At 38.1% G+C, this 23686-nt stretch carries 14 protein-coding genes; 4 read left to right on the top strand and 10 right to left on the bottom strand.

The features are described from left to right. Positions 1-16: 16 nt before the first annotated feature. Entirely contained in the window at positions 17-2464 is a 2448-nt protein-coding gene (thrA, locus tag I215_RS07860; RefSeq protein ID WP_008991430.1) for a bifunctional aspartate kinase/homoserine dehydrogenase I, read from the bottom strand. 300 nt (positions 2465-2764) lie between these two features. Between thrA and I215_RS07855 the strand changes: the two genes are divergently transcribed. Together I215_RS07855 and hutH are read left to right on the top strand one after the other, a co-directional pair. Further along, a complete protein-coding gene (locus I215_RS07855) occupies positions 2765-4315 on the top strand; it encodes a bifunctional ADP-dependent NAD(P)H-hydrate dehydratase/NAD(P)H-hydrate epimerase (protein WP_008991429.1) in 1551 nt (516 codons plus the stop codon). Positions 4316-4403: 88 nt separating this feature from the next. Then, positions 4404-5915: a histidine ammonia-lyase gene (gene hutH / locus I215_RS07850; protein ID WP_008991428.1), complete on the top strand. Its 1512-nt coding sequence runs from the start codon at positions 4404-4406 to the stop codon at positions 5913-5915. A 9-nt stretch (positions 5916-5924) separates the two neighbouring features. Here hutH and I215_RS07845 read toward each other — a convergent pair whose 3' ends face one another. The 3 genes from I215_RS07845 to I215_RS07835 all read right to left on the bottom strand — a co-directional run bounded on the left by I215_RS07845 (position 5925) and on the right by I215_RS07835 (position 10488). After that, entirely contained in the window at positions 5925-6332 is a 408-nt protein-coding gene (locus I215_RS07845) for an STAS/SEC14 domain-containing protein (RefSeq protein WP_008991427.1), read from the bottom strand. 106 nt (positions 6333-6438) lie between these two features. Further along, positions 6439-7815 (bottom strand): 30S ribosomal protein S6--L-glutamate ligase, encoded by a 1377-nt coding sequence (rimK, locus tag I215_RS07840; protein WP_008991426.1) that lies wholly within the window; start codon positions 7813-7815, stop codon positions 6439-6441. 120 nt (positions 7816-7935) lie between these two features. Next, positions 7936-10488: an ATP-dependent Clp protease ATP-binding subunit gene (locus I215_RS07835; protein ID WP_008991425.1), complete on the bottom strand. Its 2553-nt coding sequence runs from the start codon at positions 10486-10488 to the stop codon at positions 7936-7938. A gap of 266 nt (positions 10489-10754) precedes the next feature. Here I215_RS07835 and gyrA point away from each other — a divergent pair, with 266 nt between their 5' ends. Continuing rightward, entirely contained in the window at positions 10755-13307 is a 2553-nt protein-coding gene (gene gyrA / locus I215_RS07830) for a DNA gyrase subunit A (RefSeq protein ID WP_008991424.1), read from the top strand. Between the two features lie 31 nt (positions 13308-13338). Then, the gene (locus I215_RS07825) at positions 13339-14610 is read left to right on the top strand and encodes a tetratricopeptide repeat protein (protein ID WP_008991423.1); all 1272 of its coding nucleotides are present in this window, start codon (positions 13339-13341) and stop codon (positions 14608-14610) included. A gap of 92 nt (positions 14611-14702) precedes the next feature. On the opposite strand, the gene I215_RS07820 is transcribed toward I215_RS07825, so the two are convergent. From I215_RS07820 to I215_RS07795, 6 genes are all read right to left on the bottom strand, one after another. Continuing rightward, positions 14703-15464: a rhamnogalacturonan acetylesterase gene (locus I215_RS07820; RefSeq protein WP_008991422.1), complete on the bottom strand. Its 762-nt coding sequence runs from the start codon at positions 15462-15464 to the stop codon at positions 14703-14705. Beyond that, complete coding sequence (locus I215_RS07815; RefSeq protein WP_008991421.1) at positions 15439-16374, bottom strand: pectinesterase family protein; 936 nt, start codon at positions 16372-16374, stop codon at positions 15439-15441. Before I215_RS07815 ends, I215_RS07820 begins: the two co-directional genes overlap by 26 nt. 56 nt (positions 16375-16430) lie before the next feature. Next, positions 16431-17657, bottom strand: coding sequence for a glycoside hydrolase family 88/105 protein (locus I215_RS07810; RefSeq protein WP_051009174.1), 1227 nt, complete (start codon positions 17655-17657; stop codon positions 16431-16433). Between the two features lie 12 nt (positions 17658-17669). Beyond that, entirely contained in the window at positions 17670-18689 is a 1020-nt protein-coding gene (locus I215_RS07805; RefSeq protein ID WP_008991419.1) for a DUF4861 family protein, read from the bottom strand. A gap of 110 nt (positions 18690-18799) precedes the next feature. Continuing rightward, entirely contained in the window at positions 18800-20422 is a 1623-nt protein-coding gene (locus tag I215_RS07800; protein WP_008991418.1) for a RagB/SusD family nutrient uptake outer membrane protein, read from the bottom strand. Positions 20423-20428: 6 nt separating this feature from the next. Further along, positions 20429-23530 carry a SusC/RagA family TonB-linked outer membrane protein gene (locus I215_RS07795; protein ID WP_008991417.1) on the bottom strand — a complete coding sequence of 1034 codons (3102 nt, stop codon included), beginning with the start codon at positions 23528-23530 and terminating at the stop codon, positions 20429-20431. Positions 23531-23686: the final 156 nt, after the last annotated feature.

Genomic DNA, 23686 nt, shown 5'->3' with positions numbered 1-23686 from the left:
GATTACGATTCAGATATTAAAAGTTCCCAATTCGAATGATATCTGCAAAAATTCCAGATGCTGTAACTTCTGCACCTGCACCGGCTCCCTTTATTAGTAGGGGTTGCTCGTTATAACGCTGGGTAAAAAATAGAACGATGTTATCCTTACCTTCTAGGTTGTAAAATGGATGATCTTTCGGGATTTCTTGTAGTCCTACTTTTGCCTTTCCATTTTCGAATTGAGCGACATACTTTAAACGACAATTCTTTTCTTCAGCTTGACTATAAATCTTATCGAAATGAGCTTTATGTTTAACTAGCGACTTGTAAAAATCTTCAACGTTCGTAGTGTTTAAGCTTTCTTCAGGAAGGAAGGCATCATTTTCAATTTGTTCAATATCCAATTCATTTCCACTTTCTCGAGCTAGGATTAAAATTTTTCGCATCACGTCGATCCCGCTGAGGTCAATTTTTGGATCAGGTTCTGTATACCCTTCATCCTGAGCTTGTTTAACCACTTGGTCAAATGGAGTTTCGAGGTTAAAGTTATTAAACACAAAGTTTAAACTACCAGAGAGTACGGCTTGTATCTTAGTGATTTTATCACCTGAGGCAATCAAGTGCTTTAAAGTATCTATAATAGGTAACCCTGCTCCAACATTTGTTTCAAAAAGGAATGGTGCATTGTAACGTCTAGAAAGTTCCTTTAATTGAATATACTTCTTATAAGGGGAGGATGCAGCGATTTTATTACATGTTACCACAGAGATGCTGTCGCTAAGGTACTTATCGTATGTCTGAGCTACTTTATCATTGGCGGTATTGTCAACAAAAATGCTATTGCGTAAATTGAGCTCTTTAACTCTTTGATAGAAAGAATCTAAACCAGTTGTTTCTCCTTGGTCCAATTGGGATTTCCAATTTGCTAAATCAAGGCCACTGTCATCAAATACCATTTTCTTGGAGTTGGATATCCCAACTACGCGAATGTTTAATTTTAACTGCTTTTTGAGGTATTTTCTTTGAGTGTGGATTTGATCTAAAAACTTTTCTCCAACATTTCCAACGCCCATTACAAAGAGATTGAGCTGTTTTATATGATCTTCAAAAAATTGTTCATGCAAAGTGTTCAAGGCTTTTTTTACATCTTCCTTATTTATTACCGCTGAAATATTTCTTTCAGATGCTCCTTGAGCAATCGCTCTTATATTTACATTATTTTTCCCTAGTGCGCTGAACATACGACCACTAAGTCCTTGATGGCTTTTCATGTGATCACCAACTAATGCAATAATGGCAAGGTCATCTTCTACACTTACTGGATTGATTTTCTTAAGGCTGATTTCGTATTCAAATGCAGCATCTAAGGCCTCTTTTGCTTTAGGAGCGTCTTGAGAAGAAACCCCAATACAAATTGAATGTTCTGAGGAGGCTTGTGTAATGAAAACTACACTGACCTCGGCATGAGATAAAACTTCAAAAAAACGTTTTGAAATCCCTGGTATACCAACCATCCCAGAACCTTCCAAGGAAAGCAATGAAATGTTTTCGATATGGGTAATTCCTCGTACTGCACCTGGCTTGTCTTCAGTCTCCGAAGAGATTAGTGTGCCCGAATCCTCTGGTGCGAAGGTATTCTTTATATGGATAGGAATCTTTTTAAATAATGCTGGTTGAATCGTTGGTGGGTACAGAACCTTAGCTCCAAAATGAGAAAGTTCCATTGCCTCTTGATATGAAATACTAGGAATGGTGAAAGCTTGTTTAACAATCTTTGGATTCGCGGTAAACATCCCGCTGACATCTGTCCAGATTTCTAATTTTTTAGCACCAGATGCAGCTGCATATATGGCGGCGGTATAGTCTGATCCACCACGACCTAGTGTAGTGGAATTTCCATCTATCGACGATGCGATAAACCCAGGTGTTACAATAACGCTATAGCTTACTGTTCCAAAATAATTTTCACAGAGCGTATTGGTTGCTTTAAAATTAACATGAGATTTACCAAAACAGGTATCAGTCTTTATTAGTTGACGGCTATCCTTATGAACGCTATCGATTTTTTCGTTTATAAAATATTCACTGATGATATAAGAGGAGAGTAGCTCTCCATAACCCACAATTTTATCTAGTAATTTTGGGGTGCTTTCCCCAATTAGATAAGCGCCTTCTAGGAGCGTTTCTAGTACATTTAAATCACGTTTTACTGTGCTTATCACCGCACTTTGCTTGTTAATGTCAATCAGGGATTCAATAGCGCTAAGGTGGCGCTCTTCAATTTGTAGTAGGATTTCTTTATACTCTTCATCCTGGGCTGCAGCGAGTAGTGAAGCTTTTACTAAAAGATCGGTAACACCGCCAAAGGCCGATACAACTACAACCACTTTTTGCTTCTGTGAAGCTTTAAATACAATTTCTTTAACTTTTCTTATACGATCTGGACTAGCGACCGAAGAGCCGCCAAATTTTAATACTTTCATGAAAATATAGATTACAAATAAGTAATTGGTTTTGTTTTTGTTTAAAAATCAAACAAAATAGACTGCGGACGATATGAAATGAATTAAACCCCAAAAGGGGTAATAATGGTGATAGTACGAATAATAATAGCATTACATGTATTCCCTATTGGGAATATGGAAGTAGCTTCATGTATGCTTGTTAAATTTTTCACTGGTGTTTATTCGTATTAGTTTTCAAATGTAGTACATTTATGCAAGTAATAAAACCTAATTCTTATTATTAAAGATTTGATAATTTAATCAATGTTTTTTTAACAAATGAAGATATTTTCCTTAAATCAGATTAGGCAGGCTGATGAATTTACAATAGATCGTCAGAATATTTCTAGTGAACTACTAATGGAAAGGGCCGGTAAAGTGGCCTTTGAATGGATTCAATCGCAGTTAGGAGATTCAAAGGTTGGAATACATGTATTTTGTGGTGTTGGTAATAATGGGGGAGATGGGTTGGTTATCGCTCGATATTTATTGCAATCCGGATATTCGGTAAACATACATGTTGTTAATTTCAGTGATCAACGTTCAGAAGATTTTCTAACGAATTTCGATCGTATAAAAGAGATTAATATATGGCCTAAATTACTGAATGAAAATTCAAATTTGCCTGAAATTCCAGCAAATGACATTGTTATTGATGCTATTTTTGGTATTGGATTTAACCGCCCAAATGTTGATTGGATAGCTAAATTAATAAACCATATTAACCAAAGTAAGTCCTTTGTCCTTTCAATCGATATTCCTTCCGGGGTATATATGGAGAAAGCGACCCAAGAAGGAGAAGCGATATACGCGGACTACACCTTAAGTTTCCAATTTCCTAAATTAATTTTCTCGCTACCTAGCACTGGAAAGTACACTAGGTATTGGCAAGTTCTCAATATTGGTCTGGATGCTGAGTTTATTCAAAACCAAAAACCATTAGCTGAGTATGTTGGTAAATTTGAAGCTTTAAAGCGTTATCGTCCTAGAGATAAATACAGTCACAAAGGAACCTTTGGCCATGCATTAATTATTGGGGGAAGTTATGGTAAAATAGGAGCTGTTCTTATGTGCAGTGAAGCCTCCTTACATGCTGGGGCAGGCCTTGTAAGTGTGTTTGCCCCTCAATGTGGATATCAGATTATACAAAGTTCTCTTCCAGAGGCTATGGTGATTACCGATAGCCATCAAAAGCATATACAGCATATTCATTTTGATGTGGATCCATCGGTCATTGGAATAGGACCAGGGATGGGAACCCATCCAAATACTGTTGCAGCCTTTTCTACCTTTTTAAAACAAAATGATAAACCGTTGGTTATTGACGCTGATGGGTTAAATATCCTAGCTAAAAACTACGAGTTATTACAGTTCATAAAGGGAAAAGCGGTATTAACGCCACACCCCAAAGAACTAGAGCGACTAATAGGTCCTTGGGAAGATGATTTTGAGAAACTGGATAAAATGAAGGCTTTCTCTAAAGAATACCAAGTTATTCTTTTGGTAAAAGGCGCGCATACAATAACAGTATTCCAAGACCAAATGTTTGTGAACTCTACTGGAAATCCAGGTATGGCAACTGCAGGAAGCGGAGATGTTCTTACGGGACTCATTAGCGGTTTAATAGCTCAAGGGTATTCTCTACTAGCCGCCACTGTGTTAGGGGTATATATTCATGGTTTGGCAGGTGATTTGGCAGCTCAAAGGTCCAGTATAGAGGCATTAACAGCTACAGATATCATTGATTTTATTGGTGATGCCTTCATGGATCTTATTCGTGTGAATGAACCCAAATCATCTTCCTCAGATCAAAATCATCAAGAACCATAAAGAATTTAAAAGCTCGAGAGCCTTCCATAAAATGAATTTTGGAAACTAAGGTGTAATTACAGACTTTTGCTCTAACAACAAGCAACTCATGGAAGAATTTCATTATATAAGTTCCACCGTTTTAGATATTGAAACAATTTGGAACCTTACTCAACGTAAAACTAAACTCAGGCTCTCCGATGAGGCCAAAGTAAACATAGAGAAATGCCGAAAATATTTAGATCAGAAAATAGCTTCAGATAAAACTCCTGTTTATGGAATTAATACTGGTTTTGGTTCTTTATGTAATGTGAGGATCGCTGGACACCATCTCAATGAATTGCAACGAAATTTAGTGCGTTCCCATGCTTGTGGAACGGGTGAATTGGTGGACCCAGAAATTGTTAAGCTCATGTTGCTTCTAAAAATACAGTCATTGAGTTATGGTCACAGTGGTGTGCAGTTAGAAACGGTTCTAAGATTGATAGAGTTTTATAACGCTGATATTATTCCAGTGGTTTACACCCAAGGTTCTCTGGGAGCTTCTGGTGATTTGGCACCCCTTGCTCATTTGTCCCTTCCTTTAATTGGAGAAGGACAAGTGTATTATAAAGGAGAAATCACGGATATGGAATCTACTATGAACATAATGAAATGGAAGGCAGTGGAGCTTAAAGCCAAAGAAGGCTTAGCTTTGCTTAATGGTACCCAGTTTATGAGTGCTTATGGAATTTGGTGTGTGATGAGCGCATATAGACTTTCTTATGCTGCGGATCTAATTGGAACGATGTCACTTGAGGCATTTGATGGTCTGTCTCAGCCATTCCATAGACTAATTCATCTGGTGAGGCCTCATAGAGGTCAGATCAAAACCGCTGATCGAATTCGTCAATTTTTAGAGGGAAGCCAAATAGCTCAAAGTCCAAAGACACAAGTGCAGGATCCTTATTCTTTTAGATGCATACCACAGGTTCATGGAGCCTCGAAAGATGTACTAACGCACGTTAGAAAAGTATTTAAAACAGAAATCAATTCCGTGACGGATAATCCTAATATTTTTATCGATGAGGATTTGATTCTCTCAGGTGGAAACTTTCATGGGCAACCACTTGCTATGGCCTTGGACTATCTCGGTATTGCCTTGTCCGAATGGGGGAGCATTTCCGAGCGAAGAACCTTTCAGTTAATTTCGGGTCAGCACGGTTTATCGCCATTTTTAATTAATGATCCTGGTTTGAATTCTGGATTGATGATTCCTCAGTATACCGCTGCTAGTATTGCAAGTCAAAATAAACAATTAGCCAGTCCGTCTAGTGTGGATTCCATTGTTTCCTCCAACGGTCAAGAAGATCATGTAAGCATGGGGGCTAATGCAGCTACTAAATGCTTAAAACTTATCAATAATTTAAAGTCGATTTTAGCTATCGAACTTCTTAATGCTTCACAGGCATTAACTTATAGAAGACCACTTAAATCATCGGAAATTATAGAAGAATTATACGCTATGTACCGCGAGCGAGTTCCATTTGTGGCAAGTGATCGAGTCTTTTATCAGGATATTAAAAAATCAATTAAATTTATAGAAGAGATTCCTGTGAGTCCTGATATTTTTAAGGATTGATCATAGGGTTTAACTCATGTGATTGGGAAGTACGATACTTTGAATCCATTCACCTGCGGTTTCTACGTTTTTAAATAATTTCATTTTATTACCGTAGAAGTACTTTTCAATTTTAAAATTGTGCTTAAAGAGTTTATTTTCAGAAACTATAGCTATACCTTTAAGGGTTGGTAATTCTTTTAAGTATTTATAAACAGAAGGGTCTAGTGCATAAGAATTTTTTCTTAATGAGATGTACCCGAAATCCTTGTTGTTAAAGTGAATTTCCGCGATATTTATCAAAGCCGATATGTGTTCTAAATTAAAGTCAATCCCATCATTGACTATGCCCACGACAAGATTAGAATATACTTCGATATTCCCAAAATCAAGTTCATAGATCTTGACTAAATTGTACTTTGAAGATATTGCATTCATCTCCACAAAATTACTCCTATTTTTATCAGGGTAATAAAGTGTATGTTGATATTAGATGAATTACATTTTTTAGCAGTTAAGTTGTGCTTTTAAGCTCGAAATTAACTTATTTGTTTGCTTTCCAATGTAGTTTTTTCTCAATTGATTTAATCATCGAAGCTGCGATATCCATTTCCGTTGCAGTCTCAATACCTTCCAATCCTGGTGAAGAATTCACCTCTAGTAACAATGGGCCTTTTGAAGAACGAATAATATCCACCCCAGCAACATCGAGTCCCATAGCTTTGGTGGCTTTAATAGCAAGCTTTTTCTCCGCTGCAGTTACCTTAATAAGGGAAGCAGTTCCACCAAGGTGGATGTTGGCTCTAAATTCTCCTGGAGGTGCTTCTCGTTGCATTGCAGCTACAACCTTACCATCAATGACAAAACAGCGTATGTCTTTTCCGTTTGCTTCCTTTATAAATTCTTGTACTAAGATATAGGCATTTAAACTTTTAAAGGCATTAATAACACTCTCTGCTGCCTTCTTAGTTTCTGCAAGTACCACGCCTTTACCTTGGGTACCTTCTAAAAGTTTAATGATAAGGGGAGAACCGCCTACCATTTTTATCAGATCGTTTGTGTCTAATGGAGAATTCGCAAAACCAGTAGTTGGAATGCTTACCCCGTTTTTTAAAAGCAATTGAAGCGAGAAAAGTTTATCTCTTGATTGACGTATGGATTCTGCTTTGTTTAAAACAGCTACCCCTATGGATTCAAAATGTCTTGTAAGAGAACATCCGTAATACGTCATACTTGGGCGTATTCTAGGAATAACAGCATCGAGGTCATTTAAAATTTTACCTCCACGATAATGAATCTCAGGAGTATCTGCATCGAGTTTCATATAACACTGGCGGATATTGAGAAATTCAATTTCATGACCCATGCGCTCAGCAGCCTCAACGATTCTTCGATTGCTATAAAGATTGGGATTACTGGCTAACAATCCAATTTTTAAACCACCCTTGTTACTTATGGTATTTTTATAGCGTTTTCCAAGCTCTTCATCACTCAAATCACCCAACATAAAATTGGCTTCAGGATCCACAATAAGTCTTCCAATCATGGCTTCCCTACCAAGCAGCATTCGGTATCCCATGCTATCTCGGTTAGTCAGTGATAACTCTACATCCCAAGAATCTCCATTAATATGCAAATTGGTCTGGATGATGTAGCGATTTTCCCGATTACCAGTGGAGCTTTTCACTACTCTTTTGTCCAGCACTAGAGCCTCACAATGAATAACCTTTTTACCGTTGTTTTGTATAGGGTATACGTCAAAAGTTACCCAAGTATCGTTGTTGCGTTGAAAAGGTTGTATATTGACTGCGTGCAAGGCGGAAGTTTTTGCTCCACTATCCACGCGTACCTTGATTGTTGGAATGTCAAGTTCTGGTAAAGAAACCCATTCCTGGCTACCAATAATTGTTTTGTTTTCCATGTAATTTATTTCTCTGACGTATCCTCTAAGTTAAGAAGAATATTACGGTCAGTAAAATTATAAAAAAAACGTGTGATAGTGACATCACACGTTTTTATTTCCCTTTAAAGGAGAAAGGTTTTATGACTCGGTAGATTTCTCTACTTTAGAGATCTTAATAGTCAGTGCATCTTTCTCTTCACTTAAGTCCATCTCAATACGATCTCCTTCCGCAATTTTTGAAGCGATAATTTCTTCAGCCAAAGCATCTTCGATGTATTTTTGGATAGCACGTTTTAGTGGACGGGCACCGTATTGTCTATCGAATCCTTTATCCGCGATATAATCTTTGGCCTGTTCAGATAGTGATAAATAATATCCTAAACCTTCGATTCGCTGATATAATTTTTCCAATTCGATATCGATAATCTTGTGGATATCTTCTTTTTCTAGAGGATTAAAGACTACCACGTCGTCAATTCTGTTTAAAAATTCTGGAGCAAAGGCCTTTTTCAAAGCATTTTCAATCACACTTTTTGAGTGTTCATCAGCTTGTGCTTGTTTGGCTGAGGTTCCGAATCCAACACCTTGTCCAAAATCTTTTAATTGACGCGCTCCAATATTGGAAGTCATAATGATAATAGTGTTCCTAAAATCAATCTTTCTTCCTAAACTATCGGTGATATATCCATCGTCCAATACCTGTAATAACATGTTGAAGACATCTGGATGTGCTTTTTCGACCTCATCTAAAAGTATAACTGCATAAGGTTTTCTTCTGATTTTCTCTGTAAGTTGACCACCTTCTTCATATCCGACATATCCTGGAGGCGCTCCGATGAGTCTTGATACCGCAAATTTCTCCATATATTCACTCATGTCGATTCTAACTAGAGCATCTTCGGAATCAAAGAGTTGTTTGGCTAGTACTTTAGCAAGTTGTGTTTTACCAACACCAGTTTGCCCAAGGAATATAAATGATCCAATAGGTTTATCTGGATCTTTAAGACCAGCTCTGTTTCTTTGGATAGCTTTCACCACTTTAGCCACAGCATTGTCCTGCCCGATTACTTTTCCTTTAATAAGGTCTGGCATTTGGGCGAGTTTTGAACTCTCAGCCTGGGCGATTCTAGTAACTGGTACACCACTCATCATAGAGACCACGTCGGCTACATTTTCATCTGTTACTATTTCTCGGTGTAACTTGCTGTCTTCTTCCCATTTTTCTTGGGCTTGAGAGAGCTCTCTTTCAATTCTTTTCTCGTCATCTCTTAGCTTGGCCGCCTCTTCATATTTCTGCTTTTTAACTACAGAGTTTTTGAGTTCTTTCACGCGATCTAGTTCCTTTTCTAAATCCAAAATTTGTTTTGGAACTTCCATATTAATAATATGTACGCGAGAACCAGCCTCATCCAAAGCATCAATAGCCTTGTCTGGTAAGAATCGATCTGTCAAATAACGATTCGTCAATTTTACACAAGCCTCTATCGCTTGATCGGTAAAGTTGACATTGTGATGTTCTTCGTATTTATCCTTGATGTTGTGGAGGATTTCAATAGTTTCTACTACTGAAGTTGGTTCCACAATAACTTTTTGAAATCGTCGCTCTAAAGCACCGTCTTTTTCAATGTACTGTCTATATTCATCAAGAGTTGTTGCTCCGATACATTGGATTTCTCCACGAGCCAATGCTGGCTTAAACATATTAGAAGCATCTAAACTACCAGTAGCGCCTCCTGCACCTACAATGGTGTGAATCTCATCGATAAAAAGGATGATGTCATCATTCTTTTCGAGTTCATTCATCACAGCCTTCATACGCTCTTCAAACTGCCCTCTATATTTTGTTCCAGCAACTAGTGATGCCAAATCCAAAGTCACGACCCTTTTGTTGTACAAAATTCGCGATACCTTCTTTTTGACAATACGAAGTGCTAGACCTTCGGCGATGGCACTTTTACCAACACCAGGTTCACCAATTAGTAAAGGGTTGTTTTTCTTGCGTCGACTGAGAATCTGAGAAACGCGCTCTATTTCTTTCTCTCGACCTACAACAGGGTCAAGTTTTTCTTCCTCTGCAAGTAGCGTAAGGTCACGTCCAAAATTATCTAAAACAGGTGTTTTAGATTTTTTATTGGTTTTTGGATTGTTCGAAGCACTTGAACCAAAGGGGTTGTTTCCTTCCTCGGCGGAACCAGTTTCATCCGAGAACGAATCTGCAGTAGGAGGATCTAAAAAATCGTCTTCACTTGTTATCATGAGCTTAAATTGTTCTTTAGCATTATCGTAATCAATTTTAAGCTTGTTTAGCAACTTTGTCGTTGGGTCATTTTCATTACGCAAAATACAAAGCAGTAAATGAGCGGTGTTTATCGAAGGACTCTGAAATAATTTAGCCTCTAAGAAGGTCGTCTTTAAGGCTCGTTCAGCCTGTCTAGTTAAATGCAAATTACGTTTATCATTTGCGCTTACTCCAACGGAAAGGTTGGAGGGGCTAAGAATTTCTACCTTCCTTCTTAAATGATCTAGGTCTACACTCAAAGCACTTAATATATCGATCGCTTTTCCGTTTCCATCACGCAAAAGTCCGAGCATAAGATGTTCCGTGCCTATAAAGTCATGCCCCAATCGCAGGGCTTCTTCTTTGCTGTAGGCAATAACGTCTTTTACTCTTGGGGAAAAATTGTCATCCATACTTCTTTCTTTCTACTGTTAAAAATACTAAATCAACTGTTAGTAGGCAAAAACCATACCTTAAAATGTTGTTATTTCACGTAGTTTTAGCTAATAGACAAAAAAAACTGTTTAAATCAAAAAAATACATATGCTATTTATTAACCTTTTTACCTTAATAATGTGTTGATAAAAACATTAAAAAACATCAGCAACCCACGCGAAAGCATCAATAAAATACGTATATTGGCACGATTTATAATTAAACAGAAAATAATATAATTAATATGGCGGAAGGAGAAAAGCTGATCCCTATAAATATAGAGGATGAGATGAAATCGGCGTATATCGATTACTCGATGTCAGTCATTGTGTCACGTGCTTTACCGGATGTTAGGGACGGTTTAAAGCCAGTTCACCGACGTGTGTTGTTTGGAATGCATGAGCTGGGTGTTAGATCGAATAGTTCTTACAAAAAATCTGCGAGAATTGTAGGTGAGGTACTTGGTAAGTACCACCCACACGGTGATAGCTCAGTCTATGACACTATGGTGCGTATGGCACAATCTTGGAGTTTGAGGTATATGCTTGTCGATGGCCAAGGTAACTTTGGATCGGTAGATGGTGACAGTCCAGCTGCGATGCGTTATACTGAGGCACGTATGAGAAAGATATCCGAAGACATGTTGGCAGATATTGACAAAGATACAGTAGACCACCAATTAAATTTCGACGATACTTTAAAGGAGCCTAAGGTGCTTCCAACAAGGGTGCCTAATTTGCTCGTTAATGGAGCCTCTGGTATCGCTGTTGGGATGGCCACCAATATGCCTCCTCATAACTTATCAGAAGTAGTAGATGGTACTATTGCTTATATTGACAATCACGATATCGAGATCGACGAACTTATAGAGCACATTAAAGCCCCAGATTTTCCAACAGGTGGAGTAATCTATGGTTATGATGGCGTTCGTGAAGCCTTTAAAACAGGTAGAGGACGTATTGTGATGAGAGCGAAAGCTCGTATTGAAGAGGTGAAAGGGAGAGAGTGTATTATAGTTACTGAAATCCCTTACCAGGTCAATAAAGCGGACATGATTAAAAAGACCGCTGATCTAGTTAACGAGAAAAAAATTGAAGGGATTTCTAATATCCGTGATGAATCGGATAGAAAAGGAATGCGCATTGTCTACATTTTAAAAAGAGATGCTATTCCAAATATAGTATTGAACAATTTGTTTAAATACACTTCGCTTCAATCATCTTTTAGTGTAAACAATATTGCACTTGTCAACGGTAGACCACATATGTTGAATCTAAAGGATATGATTCATCACTTTGTGGAACATCGTCATGAGGTGGTCGTTCGAAGAACAGAGTACGAATTGCGCAAAGCAGAAGAGAGAGCGCATATCTTAGAGGGACTTATTATTGCCTCTGACAATATAGACGAGGTAATTGCTATTATTAGAGGATCCAAGAATGCTGATGAGGCTCGCGCTAAATTAATGGAGCGATTCAAGCTTTCAGAAATTCAAGCCAAGGCCATTGTTGAAATGCGTTTACGTCAATTAACGGGTCTTGAGCAGGACAAATTAAGACTTGAATATGAAGAGATCCTAAAGTTCATAGAAGACTGTAAAGATATTCTAGCTCGAAAAGAGCGTAGAATGGAAATTATCAAAGAAGAACTAGAAGAAGTAAAAGCTAAATACGGAGACGAAAGACGTTCTCAAATCGAATACGCTGGAGGTGATTTAAGTATTGAGGATATGATCCCAGATGAGCAAGTGGTAATTACCATTTCTCACGCCGGTTATATTAAAAGAACACCTCTGAGTGAGTACAAGACACAGAATAGAGGAGGAGTAGGGCAAAAAGGATCTTCAACTCGAAATGAAGATTTCTTAGAGCATCTATTTGTTGGTACAAACCACCAGTATATGTTGTTCTTTACCCAAAAAGGTAAGTGTTTCTGGATGCGAGTTTATGAAATACCTGAAGGTAGTAAAACCTCCAAAGGTCGTGCGATCCAAAACCTTATTAATATCGAACAGGACGATAAGGTAAAAGCCTTTATTTGTACTAAGGACCTAAAAGACGAAGAATATATTAACAGTCACTATGTCATTATGGCTACCAAAAAAGGAGTGGTTAAGAAGACTTCTTTAGAACAGTATTCTCGTCCAAGACAAAATGGAATTAATGCTATAACGATTCGTGAAGATGATGAATTATTAGAAGCTAAGCTAACTACTGGAAACAGTCAAATTCTCTTGGCTGTAAAATCAGGTAAGGCGATTCGTTTTGAAGAAGGTAAAACCCGTCCAATGGGAAGAAATGCCTCAGGTGTTCGTGGTATAACCTTGGCCGATGATAATGATGAAGTAATAGGAATGGTTTCGGTAAACAACCTGGACGATAATATCTTAGTGGTTTCTGAAAATGGTTATGGAAAACGCACCTATCTAGATGACCCAGAAGATGGGGAGGCCGTTTATCGTATTACGAACCGAGGAGGAAAAGGAGTCAAGACAATGTCCATCACCGAGAAGACAGGTGCTTTAGTTGCCATTAAAAATGTCTGTGATGAGGACGATTTAATGATTATCACAAAGAGTGGTGTAGCCATTAGGATGGCTATAGAGGACCTACGTGTAATGGGGCGTGCTACTCAGGGTGTTAAATTGATCAATCTTAAAAATGATTCTATTGCCGCGGTTGCAAAAGTAATGAAAGAAGATGAGTTAGACCAAGACGTCAACGACATCGAAGTTCAAGAAAATGGCACGGAATTAGATAATGATAACGAGATACAACCTGAAAACAACAATAATTAACCCTTTAAAAACAAATTTCAAATTAAGAACAATGAAAAAGAGAGTTATAATAGCGTCAGCTTTATTAGTTTCTTCTTTTGCAATCGCTCAGAAAAGCGAATTAAGAGATGCGGATAAAGCATTGGATAAAGGAAGCGCGGCAGAGGCCAAGACCACTTTGCAAAGCCTGGCTTCAACTATAGAGTCAGCGGATGATAAGTACAAAGCACAATATTATTTTCTATTAGGTAAAACTCATGCTGATTTAGCAAAAAAGGGTGGTGATGATGCGGATTATCAAAAGGCCGTTGAAAACCTAAACAAGCTTGTTGAGTTTGAAAAAACCTTTAAGAATAAATATACTGACGAAGCCACTGAAATACTTAATGGTTTGTCAGGAGATATCGTAAATGCTGCAATTGAAGATAATAACAACAAAGAATTTTCAAAAGCGGCAAACAAATTATTTATGGCTTATCAAATGACTGATAACCAAGATTATTTGTATTACGCAGCCTCTAGTGCGGTTCAAGGTGGTGATTACGACATTGCTTTAGAACATTATTTAAAATTAAATGAACTAGGTTACACAGGAGAGAGCACTGCTTACTTGGCTGTAAACAAAGAAACTGGGGAGACCGAGAATCTTGGTTCAGAGCAAAATCGTGACTTAATGGTTAAGACCGGACAATATACTGATCCTTCTGAGGAAGAAACGGAGTCAAGATATCCTGAGATCATTAAAAATATTGCCTTGATCTACAATGAAAAAGGAGAAACGGAAAAAGCAACTGAGGCTATTAAAGATGCGCGTGCGGCTAACCCAGACGATATGAATTTGCTATTAACAGAAGCTAATATGTATATCCAAGCTGGCGATAAAGCAAAATTCCAATCATTGATGGAAGAAGCGATTCAGAAAGATCCATCAAATCCAACATTGTATTACAATTTAGGTGTAATTACGGCAGAGCAAGGTAACAATGAGCAAGCTGGGGAATATTACAAAAAAGCGATTGAGCTAGATCCTCAAAATGAAAACGCATATTTGAACCTTGCTTCAATGACACTTTCTAGCGAGCAAGATTTAGTAAACGAGATGAATAGTCTTGGAAATAGTGCTGCGGACAACAAACGTTATGATGAGTTAAAGCAAGAGCGTGAAGAGCTTTATCGTTCGGCAGTACCTTATCTTGAAAAGCTTCTAACAATCAATCCTTCTAATATAGATGCCGTTAGAACGTTAATGAACATTTACGGTACTTTAGGTGAACAAGATAAGTTCATGGAAATGAAAGAAAAATTAGCTGGTTTAGAACAGTAATTTCATCCACTCACCGAATTATATTTACTATTAAAGGCATCCAATGGGTGCCTTTTTAGCTTAGATGAATTATAAGGAATATTTCTATTAACTTACTCTATTAAATAGTTACTTAAAGGATGTGTAGATGCTTTAAGTTGTTCAACCACAAGTTTACATACTTCTGTGGCTCCCTTGACTGATAAATGAGTGTCGTCCTGCTTTCCTTTTGGAAAATAGGGAATTTCTCTTTCTGTATAATGAAGATGTAATTCTTTGGATTTCTCTACACCATAACTCATCTCTAATATTTCTGTAAGGTATTGTAGGTCTATAAAATCAACTTTGTATTGTTGTGCTACTAAACGGACTTCTAAAGGATACGAACCATGAGTGTCGATTAATGTTCCTTGAGTATTAAAATTTCTTCTTACTATGGAAGTAAACAGTATAGGTATCGCTCCTTTGGATCGGCTTTGGGTTACAAACTGTATCAAGTTATGGCGATAGGCAGTATGTGGATTGGTATAACGATCAGGTGATTTTTCTTTTTGATCATTATGACCAAATTGAATAAAAACATAATCACCGGGCTGAAGCATCTGGTAAACCTCCTTCCATCTACCTTCATCTATAAAACTACGCGTGCTTCTCCCATTGATAGCTTTGTTTACAATGGTGATGTCTTGGTTAAAGAATGCAGGTAACATTTGAACCCATCCACGTTCAGGGTTCTGTTCTGTATCAGGTTTATTGGCCATTGTAGAATCTCCAATAGTGTAAATGGTAATGCCCTGGCCATAACTAAGGGTCGTTAAACAAACGAGCAGTACAGCAGCTAGCTGTTTTTTAATGGAGGTACCAACTTTTATCATTTTTTGATTTTAAAATCTTTTCAAGGTTATAGTTTGCTAGCTGGCTCTCTGTGAGCTGGTGCGACCACTGAACGCGCTTTTTAGAATTAGCTCCAGGGCCACTAGATTGATATTCTGCGTAATAGCTGTTTTTATGGCTCTCAGGCTTGTTCCAGTCATGCCAACCTTTGTCGTTGATATGTTTACCCATATGACAATTAATAAAGACCGTTCTAGCATAATAACGCCAAGGTCTACCTAAATAGACATCTTTACTATCTTTTGAACCAGTTAGAGTACACTTAATAAAAACAAATCCATAATCTACATTCTTCGGAGTTGATGCTGCAGTTATATAGGAACCTGAAACGCTGTGGATCGTACAGTTTTCAAATACAGCCGTAGCTTGTCCAAATATAAAATCAGTACTACCCTGGATGCTGCAATTCTTAAAATAGATTTTGTTATTCGCTCCACTGAGATATACGGTATCTTGATTGCCAATAATAGCACAATTTTCGACCTTTACCCTATCAGCTGTAATAGACAGAGCAATAGCCTGTCCAACAGGTCCTGCCGTATTGAGGATTCTTATATTCTTTACAATGGTCCCTGTTGCATCGACCAAGAGAGTGGGGGTGTGGAAAGTACTATTGCGTCCCTTATCAATTTTATCAAAATAGTCATCATATGCTATAATTGTCTCTTGAGGATCTTCACCAATAAGATTTAAATTGGTATTCCACTCATAGACCTTTATTTTCTCCTTATAGATACCATTTTTAATAAAGATGGTAATTCTTTGATATGGAAACGACTTGGTGTTATCAATTGCCTCTTGAATGGAGCGGTAGTCACCACTGCCATCAGCAGCAACTACCACATCCGCCTCACTGGGTTGAAAGCTGTACAAATGTTCTGGGTTACACATAAAAAACGTGCAAACCATCAGAAATTTCGATATGCTTTTAAGTGAAAGGCTCATAATTACTTATCTAGTTCTAAGGCTGCCATTATAAACGGTCCAGTAGCCTTAGGGTCATTGTCCTTTTTACGTTCATTGATGTAATATTCGTAGGATCCATCACGGTAAGGATTACCACCTAAACCAGCTACTGCACATACTTGGGTGATAGTTATAAGACCATCTTTATCCACTTTAATCAATTCCTCTGTGAGTCCTTTAAATCCTAATTCGGCATTTTTCATAAAATGCTCTGGTAAATATCCTTTGTTTACACCCTTTGCCAAGGCATAAACTAACATGGTGGATCCTGAGGCTTCCAGGAAATTACCTTCACGATCTCCCATATCTGTAACCTGATACCACAGCCCAGTTTCATCCTGTACCTTTACAACTGCGGTGGCAAGTTCTTTTAAATAACCTATGATCTGAGCTCTTCCTGGATGGTCCTGCGGAAAATAATCAAGTACATCCACAAGTGCCATGGCATACCAACCTAAAGATCTAGACCAGAAGTTTGGAGAAGTGCCCGTTTTGTCATCCGCCCAATCCATGGCCTTACTCTCATCCCAACCGTGAAAGAGTAAACCTGTCTTTTCATCCTTAGCATGTTTTTCAATAAGCTCGAACTGATGGGCAATATCATCTAAGGCTTTACCTTGCTCAAAATTAACCGTGTACTGCGCATAAAACGGAGCTCCCATATAGAGGCCGTCAAGCCACATTTGGTTAGGATAACGCTTTTTATGCCAAAATCCGCCTGATTTGGTTCGAGGTTGATCGGTGAGTTGCAGACGAAGCGTGTCCATAGCATTTCTATACCTAGAATCATTGGTGTGATCATAGAGTTTAAAAAGAATCTTCCCCGCATTGATCATATCGATATTATAATCTTCGATTTTATAGGTAGCAATAGCGCCTTCTTCGTTGATAAGAGTATCGGCGTAATCTTTTATGTAATCGTAATATTTTTGATCATTGGTCTTTTCATAAAGCTTTTCAAAACCTAGCATCACCACCCCGTGAACATAATCCCATTTAGGAACCGTTCTATGGTCAATCTCATAGGCGTGCTCATTGCGATGCATGATTGAATTGGCCATCCTGACAGACCACTTATCCGTGCTATCTACAAGAGTATTTGTTGCAGTGGTTTCTGTTTCATTAGATTTAGTCTTGATCTCCTTACAACTGCTCAGAAGAATCATCACCATAAAAGCAGTGGTTATAACATTCATTGATATTTTCATATTAATTTTTAGTTAGGGTAATTGATTATTAGAATTTAATTCTTTTAAAAGCCCATCGATGTAGCTTAAGAATTCTTGTTTGCTTGTTATTCCATCTTTTTCTTTTTCCCATGCTCCTAGGAAATAAAATGAAACGGCCTGTGTAGTTGGTTTGAAAACAACTAGATGATCATCTGGGCCAGCTACCACTTGATCAACCGACTCAGTATTGTAAAACAAGGCCATACCAAGGGTGTCTGGAACTAAGGTTTGCTCACCATAGGTGGCTATATAAGCCCATTTTCCGTTGTCGCTTGTTTTTTTAATTAACTCAATGTCATCAAATTTTACAATTCCAGTTGTAATTCCACTGATTGCTTGACTTGCCTTAATGGTGTGTTTGGTGTAACGATTTGTTGGCTGGATGGTTAGTTCAGAAGTTAAATCAATTTTATCACCAGCGGTTTCCCAGCCAGTGTAATTGACATGAACTGTGGACTGCTGATCAGTATTTACAACACTAGCAGAAGTGGCATCTACATTTTCAAAATGCAATACCTTTCCATCGTGATATCTCCCTATTGAACCAATCCCAAGAGATTTACCTGCCTTTAAAATATCCATACCCCAATCACTCATCTCATGGTAGGAGTCAAAATTATCTTGACCCACTTTAGGAAGTACCTTTTGGTGAGTTTTCTTTCCAAAGATATCAATGGCATTTCTCCAATCTAAATAGAGGCGATACCCCACTCTGTCACTTTCCCAACCTGGACCTTCATAACGGATATAATAGGAGTGATCTGTATGTTCTTTAGGAACATCGAGTTGGTTTACGTTTTTAAACGCTCCGCCACCTTCGTATTTTCGATCAACCCATTTTCCACCTTCTTTAACGGAGATTTCCGCGTAAGACATGCCTTCAGATTTTGGTGTTTCTGCAACTTGTTCAACCTGGTTTTCCGATGAGGTTGGTTGTTTTTTTTCTTGTTCTTTACAAGACAAACAAAGTGTAATACAACAAATGGGAATTAAGAACTGAATTGTTTTCATTTTTATACTATTAAGTTTACAATTTATTTTAAAGATCATGAACTTATCGTAAGTTACAATAAGTTCATGAATGCTAACAACATCAATATAATGCTATGTGAATATTTGTCTTATTGATAAGCTGGGTTTTGCGGAAAATCCTTATTTTGATTTAAATCAATTGCATCTTGTGGTATAGGTCTTAAAATCTTCAACTCTCCATTAGCACCAGCAAAATTGCTTTCTTCGATCAAATAGTGATGTAAAGAAGCGCGTTCTACTAATTTACCAGTACGTTTAAGGTCAAACCAACGATGGTATTCTCCAAGTAGCTCTCTTGCTCTTTCATCTAAAATATAATCAATATCTAGTTCTGCTGCGGTGGCTGGAGTTGCATTGGCTCTATTTCTTACCTGGTTTAAGCGATCTAAAGCAGTTGAAGCATTACCGGATTGTAGGTAGGCCTCCGCTGCAATGAGATATGTTTCACCTAAACGTGATAAAATAAGGTCTCGAGTACTGGTTCGCCCTCCGTCAAATGGAGCCTGTGGATCATCAAATTTCTTAACTGGAATGGTTTGGTAATCTAGATTCCTACTTACCGAAGGGACATACTCTCCATAAGGATGAATGATTGCCTGAGGGTGAAGACTTTGATAGGCCGCTAAATCAGCTTCAGAACTTGCCCATTTGGGAGCATAATAGTGTGCAACCACTAGGCTACTATGATCAGCTTGATCGTAATAATCATAATAGCGTTCAAAGGCCTGGGTCATAAAAGTTGCTTCCCATCTCTGGTCTCCCTGGTCATAAAGGCTTATAGCAAACTGAGTAGGACAGAGGTTGTACGATCTATAAGGTGCGTCTCCTGAAATCTCAGCACCACCTAGATAAGAACTAAAGAACAAATTTTGCATATGACCAAGGTTCGTAGGATCAGTACTAGCAGATTCTTCGCTAAATTGAACTGAAAATAATGTTTCAGCATTCATTTCATTCCCAGGGGTCCAAAGTTCCTCAAACGGTATCGTTAAGGATTGCCCAGCAATGGCGTCATCAGCATACCCGGCTGCTTTTGAAAAATCATCTGATCCAGCAAAGCTTTCATAAGCTCTAGTGAGGTGAACCTTGGCTAGTAAATGTTGAACAGCGCGCTTGTTTACTCTTCCGGCAAAGGCTCCACCAGAAACGGCGGAAAGAGCCATTTCTAGTTCACTTATAACAAAGCTATACACTTCTTCGGCTGAATTGCGATCAAAGGTCAGTATTGGGCTGTCTAAATATTCCGTCACCAGACCTACACCTCCATAGGTTTGTACCAATAAAAAGTAGGCGTTGGCTCGCAAGTATCTCACTTCTCCTATTCGCTGGCTAATAGTAGAATTTTGAGTGTTTAACTCGCCATAATGAATCGCCATATTGGCACTTTGTATGGCACGGTAACAACTGGTGTACAATTGGTCTACACCAGCGGCTGAAGGGGTCAGCTGAATGTATTGACTCAGACCAGGGGGTTCTTGATCTCTTCCCTCTGCATAAAGATCCGTTCCAGCGCTAAATAACCAGGGTTCATTACCATAAATATCTTTTAATTGGGCATAATTGGCATTGACAAGAGTCTCAAACCCTGCCTCGGTGGTGTAAAAACTTTCGCCATCGACATTGGATAAATTTTCTTCTTCGATATAATCGTCGCAAGAAAACATTGTGAATCCAAAGATGGCTGCGGTGTATATGATATGTTTAAATTTCATGATTTCTTAGAATTTTAAGTTGATACCTAATTGATACGTAACTGAACTTACACGTCCAATTCCCAATGGAGCACTTGCCCACTCTGGGTCATAACCTTCGTAATTTGTAAAAACAAAAGGATTGATAACATTGGCATAAATCCTTAGTTGTTTAATGTTCAATCGATCAATAAGTTTATCACTAAAGGTGTAACCTAGGCCGATGTTTTTGATTTTAACAAAAGAAGCGTCTTTGTAATACCCTACACCTTCGTCTCTCCAATAGGTTCCCATATTTCTTCCCTGTGGGTAGCTATTTGAATACTGCGCAGGTAATCCTGCTTGATTTTCTGGGATGTACCAGTCGATGTCTAACTTTTGTCTTCCACGGTCCCTAGTGTCCGTGAAATTAGCATGAAAATTACTATAAGCTAAAACGCCTTGATTTGTAATTAGAGAGGCAGAAAGATCAACGTTGCCAATTTTTAATTGGGTGAAAATACTTCCTGACCAGTCTGGAGAAGGGCTACCTAAAATAATACGGTCATCCTCTGGAGTGATCGTACCATCACCATTTATATCCTTCACTCTAGCCTCACCTTCAGATTGATTATAGGATTCGGCTTCAGCCACTTGATTCCCTTGCCAAATTCCGTCGAATTTATAATTGTAATGTGCCTCTATGTCCTCTCCAATAAACCATCCATTTCCAACATCATCAACCTGATCTTGATTGTATAGTTCTTCAATCTTATTAGTGTTTTTAGTAAAAGTCAGACTTGTGGTCCATGATACATTTTCACTTTCTATAATACGCCCCGTGATACTTGCTTCTACACCTGTATTTCGAACCGAGGCTACATTAGCTTTGATGGTTGACCAACCTGATTCAATAGGAAGTTTCTGATCTAGGATTAAATCATCTGAAAGACGATCATATACATCCACATTTCCTGATATTCTGTTATTTGCGAATCCAAAGTCTAGACCGAAGTTCATCTCACGTGTTTTCTCCCATCCTAGGTTAGAATTGGCTAGGATAGAAGGTAACCATCCATTGGCAACAGTTCCGTTAAAATCATAGAATAATTGTCTATCTAATGAGTTCATGGTCGCATATGGAGAAACATTGTTGTTCCCTGTGTACCCATAACTTGCACGTAACTTTAAATTACTAACAGTATTCGAGTTGGCTAGGAAATCTTCTTCAGAAATACGCCATGCCACAGCTGCAGATGGGAAGGTATCCCATTTTTTTCCTTCTGATAATAAGGATGATCCATCCCAACGATTGGAAAGCGTAATTAGATATCGATCGTTAAAAGAATAATTCAAACGAAGCGCAAATGAATTCATGGTCTGTTTGTAAAAGTTCGAACCTAGATTAAAAGTGCCTTGTTCTCCAGAACCGATATTATAAAATCCAGTGTCAAAAGGCATATTACGAGAACTTAAAAAGGAGGTTTCCGTTCGACTGTAATACAAACTTTGAAGCGCTAGAAAATTAAATTGGTGCGTGTCGTTAAAGTTATAGTCTATATTGATTTGATTATCCCAAGTACCGTTGACCGTTTCTCCTTTTTCCATGGATGCAGACGGCATATCTCCATTGGAAACTCCAGTGTTAGTCATAGCACCCCAAGCTTGACCTCTACGGTGGTTTCTATAACTTGCTGAGTAAGCCGTTTTAAAGGACAACCAATCCAGAATATTGTATTGGAAATAAATATTCCCAACCCCAGTCCACTTTCTGGTTTCATCTGAGGAATTCTGAATTTCTAAAATAGGGTTGTAAGTAGAGGTTTTGTCCACTACCATATTTCCATCCAAATCTGTTAATTTTCCAGGTAGAGGGAATAGTTCACCATCAAATCCATAAGGAGTCATTAGAGGGCTAAAACGAAAGGCTTCACGCATGGCAACACTACTTCCGTCTTGTTGTTCGATAAAGGATACCGTAAGATTAGCACCAATTTCAAATTTCTCATTAAACTTTTTCGTAACTCCAGTTTTAAAATTGTATTTCTTTAAAGACTCATTGTCTATGTTTCCTGTTTCTTTTTGAGCTCCTAACCCAATATTGTAACCTAAACCATCCTCTGTTCTGCCAGCTGCATTCACATAGGTGTTTTGTTGGATTCCTGATTTTAATACGGCATCATACCAGTCAAAAGACTCATTATTTTCCGCTCTTCTGAGTAATTCTGAATTTCTTGTTCCGCTATAGGCGTCAAATAAGGTTTCTGGGGTAACATAACCATCGGGTCCTGAGCTCGCAGTAGCCAAATAAGCAGATCTATGATAATACCACCATTTTTCTGAATCCATCATTTTAGGCAATCTAGCAACATCTCTTATTCCCATATAACTGTCTATAGAGACCGTAAAGTCTGCAGGGGCGGATACACCACTCTTTGTGGTAACGATAACTACCCCATTGGATCCTCTAGATCCATATATAGCAGTAGAGGAGGCATCTTTAAGAATGTCCATGCGCTCTATATCTTCTGGGTTTAAAAAGTCAATATTATCGGTTTGTGCACCATCAACGATAAATAATGGGTCACTATTCCCGCTTAAGGAATTCTTACCCCTGATAACAATGTCATAACCATCTCCAATTCGCCCAGTCGATTGGGAAATTTGAACTCCCGCCACATTACCTTGCATGGCCTCTAAAGGATTGTTCATGCTACGTTCTGTAAGCATACCTGCGTCCAAGCTTCCAACAGCCCCAGTTAAATCAGATTTCTTCTGTGTCCCATATCCAATGACCACAACTTCCTCCAACGATTGCGTATCTACTTCTAATATAATTTGTACGTTGGACCTTCCATTAAGGTTAATCTCTTGTGGTTTGAACCCTATATAGGTAATCTGTAGAATAGCGTCTAAAGAGGAAACTTCTAGATTAAAATTACCATCGAAGTCGGTAGTTGTACCATTATTGGTACCTATTTCAATCACATTCACTCCCGGCAGTGGGGTGTTGGTTTGGTCATCTACAATAGTTCCTGTAACAGTGGAACCTTGTTGGCCGTAAACAGCGTTTGCCATAATCAAACAGCATACTGCGATAGCAGTTGTCAAAGACCTAAGTCTTGTTTTTAGTGGTGTTTTGATTTTCATAATTGCGTTAGCTTGGTTTTTAAAGTTGATTTAATTCATAATACTATTTCTATTTGTAATCGATTGCACGAATCTACTAATTTGATATCAAAAAACAAATAAATCCTTAAAAAAAGATGTAATTATTAATTTATAACTATTAATTTTAACAAAATA

It is taken from the genome of Galbibacter marinus, from assembly GCF_000300875.1.
Lineage (GTDB): Bacteria > Bacteroidota > Bacteroidia > Flavobacteriales > Flavobacteriaceae > Galbibacter > Galbibacter marinus.
Note: the sequence above shows the minus strand (reverse complement) of the source record. Positions and strands in the feature narration are given on the sequence as shown.